Genomic DNA, 15,576 nt, shown 5'->3' on the forward strand with positions numbered 1-15,576 from the left:
TTGCAACAGTGCCCCTAATCGTGTTCAGCAGAATAGCCGGAGGAAGTTTCCTACTGTCGATAAGAAAGGATTGGCACAGGGAGTGTGAATATCGAAACACCATCACAGAATAATGCCAGATAGAAATGCGATAGTAGGGGTGGATATTTAAATAAGGAGCATCCCGACTTAAAATGAATATGACTGCGTAACCAGGCGCAATAAAAAAAGCGAAAGAATCGCTTTTATTCTGGTTGTTTTTTCGAAGAGTGACCGTTTTCTGAGATGACAAGAAATAAGGAAGTCCTATGATCGCTAGCGGAATAGTTCAAAAACTGAATGCGCAAATGAATCAGGAGTTTTATACCTCAAATTTGTATCTTCAGCTCAGCCAGAGGTGCAGCGAGAATAGCCTTAATGGCACCGCACTATTTTTGCGTCATCAGGCGCAAAATACGGTGACGCAAATGATGCGCATGTACGAATACATCAAACAGAGCGGCGCCACGCCGGTGTTACAGGAGCAACACGCCCGGTGCGGTGAATTTTCCACGCTGGAAGATCTGTTTGAGCAGACGGTAAGCGATTACCAGAAGCGCATTAATGCGCTGACCTCTTTGACGGAAGACGCCCAGGCAGCAAACGATAAGTCAGCGATTAACTTCCTGAAGCGATACAGAAAAGAGGAAATCGTGGACGGGACGCTGTTGCAAATCATTCTGGATGAAGTCCGCAGCGCTAAAAAAGCGGGCATCAACATGCAGCAAACCGACCACTATCTGGTTGGCGTGATCGATCGCTATCACTAAATCAATTTCGCAGTACGAGGAGGTTTTACGCCTCCTCAGAAAATCTGTTTTACATCAGAAACAGAGGTTTATGCCAGTGAACATTTGATACCCAACACGTCATAGTGATTTTTTAACTTAGCGTTTTTATATCGTGCCAAAAATGTCTCTGCTTGTGTCTTTATATTAAGGAAGGTGCGAATAAGCAGGTCATTTCTTCCCAAGCTGACTCGCTGATTAAAATTTCGCGGATCTGGGCCGATTTTTTTCCCGCAAACACATCGAATCAGCCTATTTAGGCTATTTTTTCCACCATTTCTGGCGTTATTTCCGGTTTTTACTGAGATCTCTCCCACTGACGTATCATTTGGTCCACCCGAAACAGGTTGGCCAGGGTGAATAACATCGCCAGTTGGTTATCGTTTTTCAGCAGCCCCTTGTATCTGGCTTTCACGAAGCCGAACTGCCGCTTGATGATGCGAAACGGGTGCTCCACCCTGGCACGGATGCTGGCTTTCATGTATTCGATGTTGATGGCCGTTTTGTTCTTGCGCGGATGCTGCTTCAAGGTTTTTACCTTGCCGGGACGCTCGGCGATCAGCCAGTCCACATCCACCTCGGCCAGCTCCTCGCGCTGTGGCGCTCCTTGGTAGCCGGCATCGGCTGAGACAAATTGCTCCTCTCCATGAAGCAGATTACCCAGCTGATTGAGGTCATGCTCGTTGGCCGCGGTGGTGACCAGGCTGTGGGTCAGGCCACTCTTGGCATCGACACCAATGTGGGCCTTCATGCCAAAGTGCCACTGATTGCCTTTCTTGGTCTGATGCATCTCCGGATCGCGTTGCTGCTCTTTGTTCTTGGTCGAGCTGGGTGCCTCAATGATGGTGGCATCCACCAAAGTGCCTTGGGTCATCATGACGCCTGCTTCGGCCAGCCAGCGATTGATGGTCTTGAACAATTGACGGGCCAGTTGATGCTGCTCGAGCAGGTGGCGGAAATTCATGATGGTGGTGCGATCCGGCAGGGCGCTATCCAGGGATAATCGGGCAAACAGGCGCATGGAGGCGATTTCGTACAGGGCATCTTCCATGGCACCGTCGCTCAGGTTGTACCAATGCTGCATGCAGTGAATACGCAGCATGGTCTCCAGCGGATAGGGCCGTCGGCCATTGCCCGCCTTGGGATAAAACGGCTCGATGACAGCGGTCATATTCTGCCATGGCAGAATCTGCTCCATGCGGGAGAGGAAAATCTCTTTTCGGGTCTGACGGCGCTTAGTGCTGAATTCACTATCGGCGAAGGTGAGTTGATGGCTCATGATGTCCCTCTGGGATGCGCTCCGGATGAATATGATGATCTCATATCAGGAACTTGTTCGCACCTTCCCTAAGTCACCGGCGGCTTGCCTGCCACACATTGAACATTACAGACCAATTAGCACTTTGTCACCGGGGAAAGATGTAAAGATTATGTATAAATAGATTGGCTTAGAAGTGACATTTCAACTTTGGAGAAACAGGTGACATTTTAAACTTGCTTTAACAAAATTTTGGGACTGACCGAAACAAAAAGGCCAGCCCCGGAGGGCTGGCTATTCAGTACAGGGCAATGACAGGTTTCTTGATGCCGCAGGCGTGAGCGTAGCGGGTCAGTGTGTCGATGCTGGCTTTGGTGATGTTGTTTTCCAGGCGAGAAATAACCGGAGGTGTAACCCCCATGCGTTCAGCAACCTGCGCTTTTGTCAGGTTGTCATGCTTGCGCCATTCAGCAAGCAGCTCCCTGAGCTTTTCCTTACGTTCTTCTTCCTGCCATGCAGCGCGATATTCATCGTCCTGCATCCACTCGTTATGCAGTTCTTTATGGCTTACCAGTTTCATTAAGTACCTCCGCTAACCGCTTTTTGGCGAGATCGATTTCTTTCGCTGGCGTTTTCTGTGACTTCTTGATGAAAACACGGAGCATGATGATGGTATTGCCTTTGTGGTATACCCAGATTCCCCTGGCTATGTCCGTCCCCATCGTGCGGATCTCAAAAAGTCCATCGCCCAGGGGCTTCGTGTCCGGCTCCCGCAGTAATCGGGCGTCATACTCCAGTTTGCCGATGAGACGGTCAAACTTCACCCTGATTTTTACGGGTAATGCTGTGGCTTCTTCCCTGGCTTCCGGGTGATAAACAACGCTAAACATGTGACCTCCCATTTCTATTAATATTAACCTATAGGCTAATTTCAGACAAGGTAGAATTAACCTATAAGCTAATTTTGTTGGCAGTTATCGTGGCTACCCGGTCACTACCCTGTTAGCGTGAGTTTTCGTTCCACTGAGGAACGGGGATTTATGCGCGTTAGCGCATGTAAGGCGGCAGGATGAAATGACAGGTAGCACCGAGGGTTAGCCGCCGATACCAGTGAGGGATCGAAAGGGATCGCCTATCCATCCCTTCACCCTGCAAAGCCATATTCCGCTAAAAGCGGCTCAGAGGCTTTTGTGCGCGGTCGGAGTGGTCACAACAAGGCGAAGCCGCAGTTGGGGCGTATCTCCGCGTTAGCGGGTCGTAAGAGCCGCTTACGAGCGTGTAGGGGTCAGTTTGGATATAGAGAATTATTGTACTATAAGGACTTCCCCGGCATGTCAAAGCCGGTATTTATGGTTTCTGTCTGCTCTTCAGTAAAAATAAAGGGGAGAGACTGCGGTACTATAAACGGCCATGATGAATCGTCATCGATTCGGGCCCTGATGAAAGACGCGCGTGAGGTTCTTGTTCGTTAAGCGGATACGTATATCCTGTACAATAGCCAGATAGGCCTCACGGGGTCTAACCCTTTATCATCAACGAATTGCAGGTCAGATGGTTATACAGCTTCGAGCTTTAGTTGACTGAGTACAGCCGGAAATCATCACCGTAATGTAGTGATGCCCAACACAGCCGCGCATTTTTGGCGGCGATGGCCACAACAGCCCGCCAGTACCCTCTGCGCTCAACCAACATACAAACCCAACGGCTGAATGAGTCAGTCCTTTTCCCGGCGCCAATAAGCACTGAACGAGCCCCCTGAACCAGAAGCGTTCGCAGATACGAATCACCGGCTTTTGTGATCCTGCCGAGTTTCGACTTTCCCCCGCTGCTGTATTGTGATGGCGTCAGCCCCAGCCAGGCTGCCAGTTGACGTCCATTTTTAAAATCATGTGCATTACCGATACTGGCGACCAGTGCACAGGCCGTTGTGGGACCAACGCCCTTTAGCTCCATCAGCCGCTGACTGCGATGATCTGTTTTGGCTATGTGGGACAAAATTCGGTCATATTCAGTGATGTTAGCTTCAATGCGATCAACGTGTTCCATCAAATCATCAACACATTGCTGAACCTGAAGCGGTAAAGAGCTCTTCTGCACAGAAACCATGTGGCGCAGGGCATCAGCACTTTGTGGCGCGATGACACCGAATTCAGATATCAATCCTCGCAGACGATTATACGTTGCTGTTTTCTCTTCGATAAAACCCTGACGGGTACGATGTAAACACTGCATGGCCTGCTGGCTTTCGTCTTTCACTGGTACGAACCGCATATGCGGACGACGAACAGCTTCACAGATAGCCTGAGCATCAGCTGCATCATTTTTTCCTGATTTTCCGGCCATACGATAAGGCGATACAAACTTAGCAGCCATCAGACGTGGCTCATGACCATACTGCCGAAACAATCTTGCCCAGTAGTGAGCCCCGGAGCATGCTTCCATCCCGATAACACAGGGAGGCAAACTTGCAATTAACTCAGGAAGTGCAGCACGCGATACTTTAGGCTTAACCAGAACAGTTCTACCATTTTGATCAACACCGTGAACAGCAAACACATTTTTAGCAAGATCGATACCGACAGTCGTGATAGTCATAACGAATTCCTCCGGGACGATGTGTACCCCATGATTGCACAAGAGTTAATCAGGCGCATAATCAGGGGAAGTCCCTTCCATTCGGTAAGCCTGTTTTTTGAACAGACTTACCTATAGCAATAGGGTGTACTCCCGCGCTATACGGCATTTTCAGAGGTTTGACCTTAATCGGATAACCTAAATGCGATACTGCAAGAGCGACAACTTAAAAGCGATAGCCACTGACGCAAAATCAACCACTTACGAACCAAGATTGGTTAAATAATGCGCTTAACGTACAAAAATTGGCACTGTTGCAAATAGTCGGTGGTGATAAACTTATCATCCCCTTTTACTGATGGAGCTGCACATGAACCCATTCAAAGGCCGGCATTTTCAGCGTGACATCATTCTGTGGGCCGTACGCTGGTACTGCAAATACGGCATCAGTTACCGTGAGCTGCAGGAGATGCTGGCTGAACGCGGAGTGAATGTCGATCACTCCACGATTTACCGCTGGGTTCAGCGTTATGCGCCTGAAATGGAAAAACGGCTGCGCTGGTACTGGCGTAACCCTTCCGATCTTTGCCCGTGGCACATGGATGAAACCTACGTGAAGGTCAATGGCCGCTGGGCGTATCTGTACCGGGCCGAGGTGGTAGATGCATAGATTGCAGCGCGTAAATGACGCTCCACCATGACCATCATCCGGTGAATGGTGACATCCCGTGAACTCTGTGCCATTCGTTCGGCTCCGGCATTCATTGCATCTGCAAGGATCGCTGCCATAAGCGCTGCTTCGTCTTCTGCCTGTTCTCCGGTGCGATAATGGGTGAAACAAATTCCCGGCAGCGACAATGTGGCTTCATATGCCACTGGACTGGGGTATTGCCTGTCGCCATGACACCATTGAAGGCTGGATTCTTAAATTTTCTAATCGAGGGCTGTGCAAAATTAGCTACGTCCGCTTCACGCTGTGAGTTCAATAATTGTGTTGCGTCCATCAGTTGAAATCACAGCTCAAAGTAGACGCTCATTCTCACTGGAATGCTTTGCTTTCACCTTGCCAGAGGACAAATCCTTTGTCCCGCAACTATGGTTTTTTATTAGGATTTTCGCCACTGAATAAATTATAATAAATTGATTTTATAAGATATTCGTCATGGGCTATATGACCAGTACGAGTTGCATGCTCTAATGTTTCAGATGCCAGTATATGTGCGGCTTCAGCAAACATCCCAGGCCAACCCTTACTCAGCATAGACAGTCCTTTAAGGACTCTTATCTGAATCTCCCTCATACTCGCACCATCACGTGCAACAGGTAAGAAAAAGTCTTCCAGTAGGTCTTTGATCTGAAGTGGCGCAACATGTACTGAAGGATATATCACTTCAGTTTCATCTATTTTATTCTGCGCGTAAGCGGAGAGTATTCGAACACCTCTGCCAATGACATCAATCGCAGTACCGGGATCGTTTACTGCGGGCGAAAGGGCCCTGCAGGCTATTTCGGCCATGACGCTGAGACAGAATCGGGGATCCTGAGCAAATGAACGCACATCCGAGACAATGATCGTTTCAAGTAAATCGGTACAGATTGATGACTCCTGACCAGAACTCAGGTACAAAACTGGCATCGATGGATGTATGAAACTGCCTGGCTGCGCCACAAGATATACATGACGAGGATCATTGCTCAGCAGACTGCCGAGCTTGACCATGTCAATATATTCAACATAGCCAATTTTCTCCGGATATACGGCAACAGTTCCTTTTGGTTGTTCATTGTTCTCAAGCCATGGATATCCGCCAAGACATGGACTTTTTGCTCTCGCAATAAATGTCTCGATCGCCGCCTGTTCTACTTTTGCTGTTGTCTCACCTACCCTGCCCAGAGAGGTCAAATGCTGTATCCAGCGAAGCAATGTGCTGATTATTAAGGCAATGACAACCAGTGTTACAATGAATAAAATGACTCTACCCCTTTCTCCGTAGGCTCCCATATTGAGGGCAATAATCCCTACCAGGCTGAAGAGAAAAGAACCGATAAAAGTGGCCAGTACATTTTGTGTGGTTACGTCTTCTACAACTAAACGCGTGGCTCTGGGCGTCACATTAGTAGTGGCTGAACCGTAAGCGGTGACCATGATACTCAGTGAAAATGTGGTCACCGCCAGCATACTCGATGCCAGTATGTTCAGAATATTATCAACTGCTTCCGCACCAACCTTCACTGATACTGACTCTGGGATCATTGATCTAAAAAGAATAGATAAAAGGGCCGTTATTATTGCTACCATTGCAAATAACGTTGCCCTGAACCATAGCTTTTTAAGTGTCTGCCTGAGAATCCATTGCCAGCGTGAAATCATTCAGCATATCCTTGTATTAAGTTCGGGAAAATAAATGCCGCCCGGCAGGACGGCATTTTTGTATTAACGAACGAGGTGCAGGAAGTGCAGGTGTTTTTCGTACTGGTCCAGTATGTCATTAATCAGCTGTTCCTGATTCCAGCCCATCACATCATAGTTTTGACCGCCTTCTTTCAGATAGACCTCAGCGCGATAATATCGATGTTGCTCAGCCTGCTGCTCGTCATTGTCCATTGCAGCCATGGCGAAAGCCGGTGAGTTATAGCCACGAAGTCTCACTTCATAAATAAAGTTCAGCTCATTGCCCAAATCGACTTCAAGCCGAATTCGTTCGTCATCAGTATCACTTATATGGCTTATCGTTCCCTGTTTATTCAGTTCTTCCTGAACCAGCGTCATGGCGGGCTGGATAACGTCGCCCATAAAGCGTTTCACAAGAGAGCGCTTTGGCAGATAAGCGATATTGCGCAAGCGTCTCTGCCATGGAATCGGGTTACGCGCTGCAGTCGGAGCAATAGTCGCCATGCTCAGGCTTTCACGCTTGGTCAAATCCCGACGCAGGGCTTTTAATAATCCGTATATGGATATCAGTAAAATCACTGAGAAAGGTAATGCGCTCGCTATTGTCACGGTTTGCAGCGCGCTCAGTCCCCCCGCAATCAGCAGTGCGATTGCCACAATCCCTATGAGCGAGGCCCAGAAAATTCGCTGCCATACAGGCGTGTTAGCGACGCCACCCGATGCCAGCGTATCAACAACCATTGCCCCGGAGTCAGCCGAGGTGACAAAGAAGACAATGACCATCGCCATTGCAATAAATGACAGCACGGAAGAAAACGGGAAATGCTCCAGGAAATTAAACAGGGCCAGCGCGACATCCTGCTGAACGGTATTGGCGAGATCAGCCGCCCCCTGGTGCATAATGAGATAGATTGCGCTGTTACCAAACACCGTCATCCACATGAGCGTGAAGCCGGCGGGAACAAACAGCACGCCGGTGACAAACTCGCGAATGGTTCGACCGCGCGAGACTCTTGCGATGAACATCCCCACAAACGGCGACCATGAAAGCCACCATCCCCAGTACAGTAATGTCCAGCCCCCCAGCCAGTTGCTCGACTTAGGTTCATACGCATAAAGGTTAAAAGTTTTACTCACCAGTTCAGAAAGATAACCGCCCGTATTTTCCACAAATGACTTCAGCAGAAGCACGGTTGGTCCCAGACACAGGACCAGCGCCAGCAGCAGCACTGCCAGGCCCAGGTTGAGCTCAGACAGTATACGTATTCCCTTGTCCAGGCCGGACACCACCGAAATCGTCGCTAAACCAGTGATGACAACGATTAGAATCACCTGCACCGTTTCATTAATAGGCACCCCGAAAAGATGATTCAAACCAGCATTCACCTGCAAAACACCGTACCCCAGCGATGTCGCAACGCCAAAGACGGTGCCAATAACGGCGAAAATATCAACCGCATGGCCTACAGGTCCGTATATGCGCTCGCCAATAATGGGATAAAGTGCGGAACGCAGCGTTAAAGGCAGACCGTGACGGTAACTGAAAAAGGCCAGGATCAGTGCCACAATGGCATAGATTGCCCATGCGTGCAGGCCCCAGTGGAAGAACGTCAGGCGCATTGCTTCCTTCGCTGCCGCAACGGTCTCTGGAGTGCCGACAGGAGGTGAAAGATAATGCATCACAGGTTCAGCAACGCCAAAGAACATCAGGCCGATCCCCATCCCTGCCGAGAAAAGCATCGCAAACCAGGAGTGATAGCTAAAATCAGGCTGCGCATGGTCCGGACCCAGTTTGATATCACCGTAGCGTGAGAGTCCCAGGAACGAGACACTCAGTAGAATCAGGGCCACTGCAAGGATGTAGAACCAGCTGGCATTCGTGAAGATTTGTTGCTGAAGTAGTTTAAAATTTTTGTCGGCGACATCCGGGAATACAGCGGCAAAGGCGACAAGAAGGAAAATTAACAAAGCAGATGTAAAGAATACCGCTTTGTTAATCTGGCTTTTAGACTTCTTTTGGATTGTATCATTTTCACTCATAATCATTTATTCCATTAATTAAAATCCGCACTGTATAGAGGGTACTACATCTCAAAGATTAGGGAAGGTGCGAATAAGCAGGTCATTTCTTCCCAAGCTGACTCGCTGATTAAAATTTCGCGGATCTGGGCCGATTTTTTTCCCGCAAACACATCGAATCAGCCTATTTAGGCTATTTTTTCCACCATTTCTGGCGTTATTTCCGGTTTTTACTGAGATCTCTCCCACTGACGTATCATTTGGTCCACCCGAAACAGGTTGGCCAGGGTGAATAACATCGCCAGTTGGTTATCGTTTTTCAGCAGCCCCTTGTATCTGGCTTTCACGAAGCCGAACTGCCGCTTGATGATGCGAAACGGGTGCTCCACCCTGGCACGGATGCTGGCTTTCATGTATTCGATGTTGATGGCCGTTTTGTTCTTGCGCGGATGCTGCTTCAAGGTTTTTACCTTGCCGGGACGCTCGGCGATCAGCCAGTCCACATCCACCTCGGCCAGCTCCTCGCGCTGTGGCGCTCCTTGGTAGCCGGCATCGGCTGAGACAAATTGCTCCTCTCCATGAAGCAGATTACCCAGCTGATTGAGGTCATGCTCGTTGGCCGCGGTGGTGACCAGGCTGTGGGTCAGGCCACTCTTGGCATCGACACCAATGTGGGCCTTCATGCCAAAGTGCCACTGATTGCCTTTCTTGGTCTGATGCATCTCCGGATCGCGTTGCTGCTCTTTGTTCTTGGTCGAGCTGGGTGCCTCAATGATGGTGGCATCCACCAAAGTGCCTTGGGTCATCATGACGCCTGCTTCGGCCAGCCAGCGATTGATGGTCTTGAACAATTGACGGGCCAGTTGATGCTGCTCGAGCAGGTGGCGGAAATTCATGATGGTGGTGCGATCCGGCAGGGCGCTATCCAGGGATAATCGGGCAAACAGGCGCATGGAGGCGATTTCGTACAGGGCATCTTCCATGGCACCGTCGCTCAGGTTGTACCAATGCTGCATGCAGTGAATACGCAGCATGGTCTCCAGCGGATAGGGCCGTCGGCGGTAATGACTCCAACTTATTGATAGTGTTTTATGTTCAGATAATGCCCGATGACTTTGTCATGCAGCTCCACCGATTTTGAGAACGACAGCGACTTCCGTCCCAGCCGTGCCAGGTGCTGCCTCAGATTCAGGTTATGCCGCTCAATTCGCTGCGTATATCGCTTGCTGATTACGTGCAGCTTTCCCTTCAGGCGGGATTCATACAGCGGCCAGCCATCCGTCATCCATATCACCACGTCAAAGGGTGACAGCAGGCTCATAAGACGCCCCAGCGTCGCCATAGTGCGTTCACCGAATACGTGCGCAACAACCGTCTTCCGGAGACTGTCATACGCGTAAAACAGCCAGCGCTGGCGCGATTTAGCCCCGACATAGCCCCACTGTTCGTCCATTTCCGCGCAGACGATGACGTCACTGCCCGGCTGTATGCGCGAGGTTACCGACTGCGGCCTGAGTTTTTTAAGTGACGTAAAATCGTGTTGAGGCCAACGCCCATAATGCGGGCAGTTGCCCGGCATCCAACGCCATTCATGGCCATATCAATGATTTTCTGGTGCGTACCGGGTTGAGAAGCGGTGTAAGTGAACTGCAGTTGCCATGTTTTACGGCAGTGAGAGCAGAGATAGCGCTGATGTCCGGCGGTGCTTTTGCCGTTACGCACCACCCCGTCAGTAGCAGAACAGGAGGGACAGCTGATAGAAACAGAAGCCACTGGAGCACCTCAAAAACACCATCATACACTAAATCAGTAAGTTGGCAGCATCACCAAGGTTCTTTAACGAATAATTCCGATGTGTTGTGACAGTATAATCGAACGTAGATTGATAACTAACAAGTTAAAATGCTTAAAGGTGGCTATGACTAAATTAAATTATTTAAACCCGTGGTGTCTGTTTTAATTTCTGCGGTGATTGCAGCGGCTGGCTCTGTATATATCACGTCGAAATATTTTAAAACTGAGCTCCCCGGTAACGATGAAATAGGAAGAGTCGCGGCTACCTATCTGGTAAAAAAACCCCAGTATCTGCTTGAAGCGGGTAAGGCGCTTGAGAACCTGAACACTAACGCCTCCCTTGAGCGGATCATCCCTTACGCCCCGGCTCTCTTCGAGACCAAAGAGACACCTAACATTGGACCTGATAATGCTGCCGTCGCCGTCGTCGAGTTTTTCGACTACCAGTGCCATTTCTGTATGAAGGTAGCGCCGGTCGTTGAATCCGTGTTGAGCCAGAGCAGCGATGTTAAATTCTTCTTTAAAGAATTTCCAATCTTCGCTGGTTCGAAACCCGTTTCTGCGATGGGGGCGGCAACTGGCCTGCATGTTTATCAGACATTCGGCGCTGAAGCGTATCGTAAGTACCACAACAACCTGATGACCAGTGCGTATGTATTCTTCAATAACCAGCGTGAGTTTACACTCAGTGATTTAGACATGGTTGTGAACAAATCCGGGTTCAACAGCTCATTCGGCGACCGTGAGAAAGGCCGCTATGAGAATGTCATCTCCGGAAACATGCAGTTGGGTGAAGCTCTCGGGATCAACGGAACGCCAGGGTTCATTATCATGAACATGCAAAAACCCGACGCTGCAACGACATCATTCATCCCGGGCGCTGTTGACGAGGCCACCCTGAAATATGCAATCCAGAAGGCTCGTGGTGGCTAAAGTTACTTTTGTTTCCGGAAATTATCGGTTAACAGCGACATGGATGTCAGGTTTTTATGAAAAGTAGCACGTTCCAGCGACTAGTATATCGTGGAGACAGCCTGGACTGATTCATCATGGAATCCTGCTGATCCCTTCGATAACCAGAAACAGTTCTTTGTTAAACCTGTCCATCACTTTCATCAGTGTTTCGCTGATGCGCCTGGTGGGCTGCTCATCAAACAGCGATGGCAGGTCTGATGCATCGGTTATTGAAGAGGGTATCACTACTGCCTTTACGATCCATTTCAACCCGATTGCATTTCGTAATATCCGCACATCACTTTCATAAAACTCGCAGGCGTGATGATTCCGTAAGCGGATAGCTGGTCACTGATTTTTGCACAATGCGTGTAGACGAATATGCATAGTTTTGGTTATCGAAACATAGGACCGCTGGTGGATGACCACACATCAGAGATGCTTCTGCTAAGAAGGGCCTACCACGAAAAACTCGGAAAATGTGTTGCAATGATAGTTGTTTATGTTAAAAAGACGGCCTGCACTTAAGTTAAATTCGTTGTCTGGTACTGTAATGCCCAAAAAAAACCTGTATTCGGAAGAAGTATTGTTTGCCAAAAAGCAGCTAAATCAGCTCTCTACAATCAAAAATAAAGTTTCACAGCTGACGAGGCAATGGGAGGGGGCAATTGGTACCAACCCACCTGACTATTCTGACTTGGTTAATGATGTAGAAAAAATAGAGCGTCAAATTTATGAGCAAATAGGTGCTTGGAAAAAAACTCCAGCAATATAGGATTGAGTGGAATTTCATTCTGATAAGCTAATAATATTAAAGACGGGGTTATGTATAATTTCTTTGTATGGTTATAAAGGTATACAGAACATAGCCTTCTAACAATTTAAAGTTGCTCGTAAATTAGTTTTAACTACCAATAATCACGTGCATCAGTATAGGTTTAGAGCATGAAGAATAGCCGGATTGCTCTATAACCTATGCCATTATTAAGATAGCAGGACACCGATTAAGATACCTCCATGAGAACTACAGTAAACCCTCTGTAAATGCGAGGTGGGTAATGACTCTAACTTATTGATAGTGTTTTATGTTCAGATAATGCCCGATGACTTTGTCATGCAGCTCCACCGATTTTGAGAACGACAGCGACTTCCGTCCCAGCCGTGCCAGGTGCTGCCTCAGATTCAGGTTATGCCGCTCAATTCGCTGCGTATATCGCTTGCTGATTACGTGCAGCTTTCCCTTCAGGCGGGATTCATACAGCGGCCAGCCATCCGTCATCCATATCACCACGTCAAAGGGTGACAGCAGGCTCATAAGACGCCCCAGCGTCGCCATAGTGCGTTCACCGAATACGTGCGCAACAACCGTCTTCCGGAGCCTGTCATACGCGTAAAACAGCCAGCGCTGGCGCGATTTAGCCCCGACATAGCCCCACTGTTCGTCCATTTCCGCGCAGACGATGACGTCACTGCCCGGCTGTATGCGCGAGGTTACCGACTGCGGCCTGAGTTTTTTAAGTGACGTAAAATCGTGTTGAGGCCAACGCCCATAATGCGGGCGGTTGCCCGGCATCCAACGCCATTCATGGCCATATCAATGATTTTCTGGTGCGTACCGGGTTGAGAAGCGGTGTAAGTGAACTGCAGTTGCCATGTTTTACGGCAGTGAGAGCAGAGATAGCGCTGATGTCCGGCGGTGCTTTTGCCGTTACGCACCACCCCGTCAGTAGCTGAACAGGAGGGACAGCTGATAGAAACAGAAGCCACTGGAGCACCTCAAAAACACCATCATACACTAAATCAGTAAGTTGGCAGCATCACCCGTTTCTTCGCCATTTAAGGCGTTATCCCCAGTTTTTAGTGAGATCTCTCCCACTGACGTATCATTTGGTCCACCCGAAACAGGTTGGCCAGGGTGAATAACATCGCCAGTTGGTTATCGTTTTTCAGCAGCCCCTTGTATCTGGCTTTCACGAAGCCGAACTGCCGCTTGATGATGCGAAACGGGTGCTCCACCCTGGCCCGGATGCTGGCTTTCATGTATTCGATGTTGATGGCCGTTTTGTTCTTGCGTGGATGCTGTTTCAAGGTTCTTACCTTGCCGGGGCGCTCGGCGATCAGCCAGTCCACATCCACCTCGGCCAGCTCCTCGCGCTGTGGCGCCCCTTGGTAGCCGGCATCGGCTGAGACAAATTGCTCCTCTCCATGCAGCAGATTACCCAGCTGATTGAGGTCATGCTCGTTGGCCGCGGTGGTGACCAGGCTGTGGGTCAGGCCACTCTTGGCATCGACACCAATGTGGGCCTTCATGCCAAAGTGCCACTGATTGCCTTTCTTGGTCTGATGCCTCTCCGGATCGCGTTGCTGCTCTTTGTTCTTGGTCGAGCTGGGTGCCTCAATGATGGTGGCATCGACCAAGGTGCCTTGAGTCATCATGACGCCTGCTTCGGCCAGCCAGCGATTGATGGTCTTGAACAATTGGCGGGCCAGTTGATGCTGCTCCAGCAGGTGGCGGAAATTCATGATGGTGGTGCGGTCCGGCAAGGCGCTATCCAGGGATAACCGGGCAAACAGACGCATGGAGGCGATTTCGTACAGAGCATCTTCTATCGCGCCATCGCTCAGGTTGTACCAATGCTGCATGCAGTGAATGCGTAGCATGGTTTCCAGCGGATAAGGTCGCCGGCCATTACCAGCCTTGGGGTAAAACGGCTCGATGACTTCCACCATGTTTTGCCATGGCAGAATCTGCTCCATGCGGGACAAGAAAATCTCTTTTCTGGTCTGACGGCGCTTACTGCTGAATTCACTGTTGGCGAAGGTAAGTTGATGACTCATGATGAACCCTGTTCCATGGCTCCAGATGACAAACATGATCTCATATCAGGGACTTGTTCGCACCTTCCTTAAGTGATAAAAAGTGTATGGAAATATAGGGGCCAATCCATTAGGTTGGCAGCATCACCGAATAAATGTATAATTGCCGGCGAATAAATAGCATTCTTTGACGCCGATAGCACCAGCGGGTGATGCTGCCAACTTACTGATTTAGTGTATGATGGTGTTTTTGAGGTGCTCCAGTGGCTTCTGTTTCTATCAGCTGTCCCTCCTGTTCAGCTACTGACGGGGTGGTGCGTAACGGCAAAAGCACCGCCGGACATCAGCGCTATCTCTGCTCTCACTGCCGTAAAACATGGCAACTGCAGTTCACTTACACCGCTTCTCAACCCGGTACGCACCAGAAAATCATTGATATGGCCATGAATGGCGTTGGATGCCGGGCAACCGCCCGCATTATGGGCGTTGGCCTCAACACGATTTTACGTCACTTAAAAAACTCAGGCCGCAGTCGGTAACCTCGCGCATACAGCCGGGCAGTGATGTCATCGTCTGCGCGGAAATGGACGAACAGTGGGGCTATGTCGGGGCTAAATCGCGCCAGCGCTGGCTGTTTTACGCGTATGACAGGCTCCGGAAGACGGTTGTTGCGCACGTATTCGGTGAACGCACTATGGCGACGCTGGGGCGTCTTATGAGCCTGCTGTCACCCTTTGACGTGGTGATATGGATGACGGATGGCTGGCCGCTGTATGAATCCCGCCTGAAGGGAAAGCTGCACGTAATCAGCAAGCGATATACGCAGCGAATTGAGCGGCATAACCTGAATCTGAGGCAGCACCTGGCACGGCTGGGACGGAAGTCGCTGTCGTTCTCAAAATCGGTGGAGCTGCATGACAAAGTCATCGGGCATTATCTGAACATAAAACACTATCAATAAG

14 protein-coding genes and 3 pseudogenes are annotated in these 15,576 nt (G+C 49.5%); 5 read left to right on the forward strand and 12 right to left on the reverse strand.

Annotated elements, in window-relative coordinates:
- The first annotated feature begins 287 nt into the window (after nt 1–287).
- Nucleotides 288–788: a non-heme ferritin-like protein gene (locus tag N7268_RS24160; protein ID WP_001752509.1), complete on the forward strand. Its 501-nt coding sequence runs from the start codon at nt 288–290 to the stop codon at nt 786–788.
- A 316-nt stretch (nt 789–1,104) separates the two neighbouring features.
- On the opposite strand, the gene N7268_RS24165 is transcribed toward N7268_RS24160, so the two are convergent.
- The 4 genes from N7268_RS24165 to N7268_RS24180 form a co-directional block, all read right to left on the reverse strand.
- Nucleotides 1,105–2,085, reverse strand: a complete 981-nt coding sequence (locus tag N7268_RS24165) for an IS5-like element ISKpn26 family transposase (RefSeq protein WP_000019445.1) — start codon at nt 2,083–2,085, stop codon at nt 1,105–1,107.
- A gap of 277 nt (nt 2,086–2,362) precedes the next feature.
- Nucleotides 2,363–2,644, reverse strand: a complete 282-nt coding sequence (locus N7268_RS24170; RefSeq protein WP_000780222.1) for a helix-turn-helix domain-containing protein — start codon at nt 2,642–2,644, stop codon at nt 2,363–2,365.
- A complete protein-coding gene (locus tag N7268_RS24175) occupies nt 2,625–2,954 on the reverse strand; it encodes a type II toxin-antitoxin system RelE/ParE family toxin (protein ID WP_000493286.1) in 330 nt (109 codons plus the stop codon). The genes N7268_RS24170 and N7268_RS24175 overlap by 20 nt, the downstream gene beginning before the upstream one ends.
- 682 nt (nt 2,955–3,636) lie before the next feature.
- Nucleotides 3,637–4,659: an IS110 family transposase gene (locus N7268_RS24180; protein WP_000156887.1), complete on the reverse strand. Its 1,023-nt coding sequence runs from the start codon at nt 4,657–4,659 to the stop codon at nt 3,637–3,639.
- A gap of 349 nt (nt 4,660–5,008) precedes the next feature.
- Here N7268_RS24180 and N7268_RS24185 point away from each other — a divergent pair.
- A pseudogene (locus tag N7268_RS24185) lies at nt 5,009–5,290 on the forward strand (IS6-like element IS26 family transposase); the annotation flags it as partial.
- On the opposite strand, the pseudogene N7268_RS24190 reads toward N7268_RS24185, so the two are convergent.
- The 5 genes and pseudogenes from N7268_RS24190 to N7268_RS24210 all read right to left on the reverse strand — a co-directional run.
- Nucleotides 5,290–5,478 (reverse strand): annotated as a pseudogene (locus N7268_RS24190) (Tn3 family transposase); the annotation flags it as partial. The pseudogenes N7268_RS24185 and N7268_RS24190 overlap by 1 nt on opposite strands.
- A 253-nt stretch (nt 5,479–5,731) precedes the next feature.
- Nucleotides 5,732–7,009, reverse strand: a complete 1,278-nt coding sequence (locus tag N7268_RS24195) for a DUF2254 domain-containing protein (RefSeq protein WP_000625672.1) — start codon at nt 7,007–7,009, stop codon at nt 5,732–5,734.
- Between the two features lie 63 nt (nt 7,010–7,072).
- Entirely contained in the window at nt 7,073–9,070 is a 1,998-nt protein-coding gene (locus N7268_RS24200) for a BCCT family transporter (RefSeq protein WP_008325030.1), read from the reverse strand.
- A 209-nt stretch (nt 9,071–9,279) separates the two neighbouring features.
- A pseudogene (locus N7268_RS24205) lies at nt 9,280–10,107 on the reverse strand (IS5-like element ISKpn26 family transposase); the annotation flags it as partial.
- Between the two features lie 17 nt (nt 10,108–10,124).
- Nucleotides 10,125–10,822, reverse strand: a protein-coding gene (locus N7268_RS24210; RefSeq protein ID WP_094096600.1) for an IS1-like element IS1A family transposase whose coding sequence is annotated in 2 segments (ribosomal slippage) — nt 10,125–10,573 and nt 10,573–10,822 — 699 coding nt in all. Because the reading frame shifts where the segments join, the coding sequence is not laid out codon by codon here.
- 174 nt (nt 10,823–10,996) lie between these two features.
- Here N7268_RS24210 and N7268_RS24215 point away from each other — a divergent pair.
- Entirely contained in the window at nt 10,997–11,776 is a 780-nt protein-coding gene (locus N7268_RS24215) for a DsbA family protein (RefSeq protein WP_225623106.1), read from the forward strand.
- A 46-nt stretch (nt 11,777–11,822) separates the two neighbouring features.
- Here N7268_RS24215 and N7268_RS24220 read toward each other — a convergent pair whose 3' ends face one another.
- The gene (locus N7268_RS24220; protein ID WP_071528507.1) at nt 11,823–11,894 is read right to left on the reverse strand and encodes a DUF4113 domain-containing protein; all 72 of its coding nucleotides are present in this window, start codon (nt 11,892–11,894) and stop codon (nt 11,823–11,825) included.
- A gap of 456 nt (nt 11,895–12,350) precedes the next feature.
- Between N7268_RS24220 and N7268_RS24225 the strand changes: the two genes are divergently transcribed.
- Entirely contained in the window at nt 12,351–12,572 is a 222-nt protein-coding gene (locus N7268_RS24225) for a hypothetical protein (RefSeq protein ID WP_001124949.1), read from the forward strand.
- Between the two features lie 294 nt (nt 12,573–12,866).
- Here the strand turns inward: N7268_RS24225 and N7268_RS24230 are convergent.
- Both N7268_RS24230 and N7268_RS24235 read right to left on the reverse strand, forming a co-directional pair.
- A protein-coding gene (locus tag N7268_RS24230) for an IS1-like element IS1A family transposase (protein WP_103215986.1) occupies nt 12,867–13,564 on the reverse strand; the annotation gives its coding sequence in 2 pieces (ribosomal slippage) (nt 12,867–13,315 and nt 13,315–13,564; 699 coding nt in all).
- Between the two features lie 90 nt (nt 13,565–13,654).
- The gene (locus N7268_RS24235; protein ID WP_260864722.1) at nt 13,655–14,635 is read right to left on the reverse strand and encodes an IS5-like element IS5 family transposase; all 981 of its coding nucleotides are present in this window, start codon (nt 14,633–14,635) and stop codon (nt 13,655–13,657) included.
- A gap of 242 nt (nt 14,636–14,877) precedes the next feature.
- Here N7268_RS24235 and N7268_RS24240 point away from each other — a divergent pair.
- Nucleotides 14,878–15,575, forward strand: a protein-coding gene (locus N7268_RS24240; protein WP_103215986.1) for an IS1-like element IS1A family transposase whose coding sequence is annotated in 2 segments (ribosomal slippage) — nt 14,878–15,127 and nt 15,127–15,575 — 699 coding nt in all. Because the reading frame shifts where the segments join, the coding sequence is not laid out codon by codon here.
- The last annotated feature ends 1 nt before the right edge of the window (nt 15,576 follow it).

The organism is Citrobacter sp. Marseille-Q6884 (assembly GCF_945906775.1).
GTDB lineage: Bacteria > Pseudomonadota > Gammaproteobacteria > Enterobacterales > Enterobacteriaceae > Citrobacter.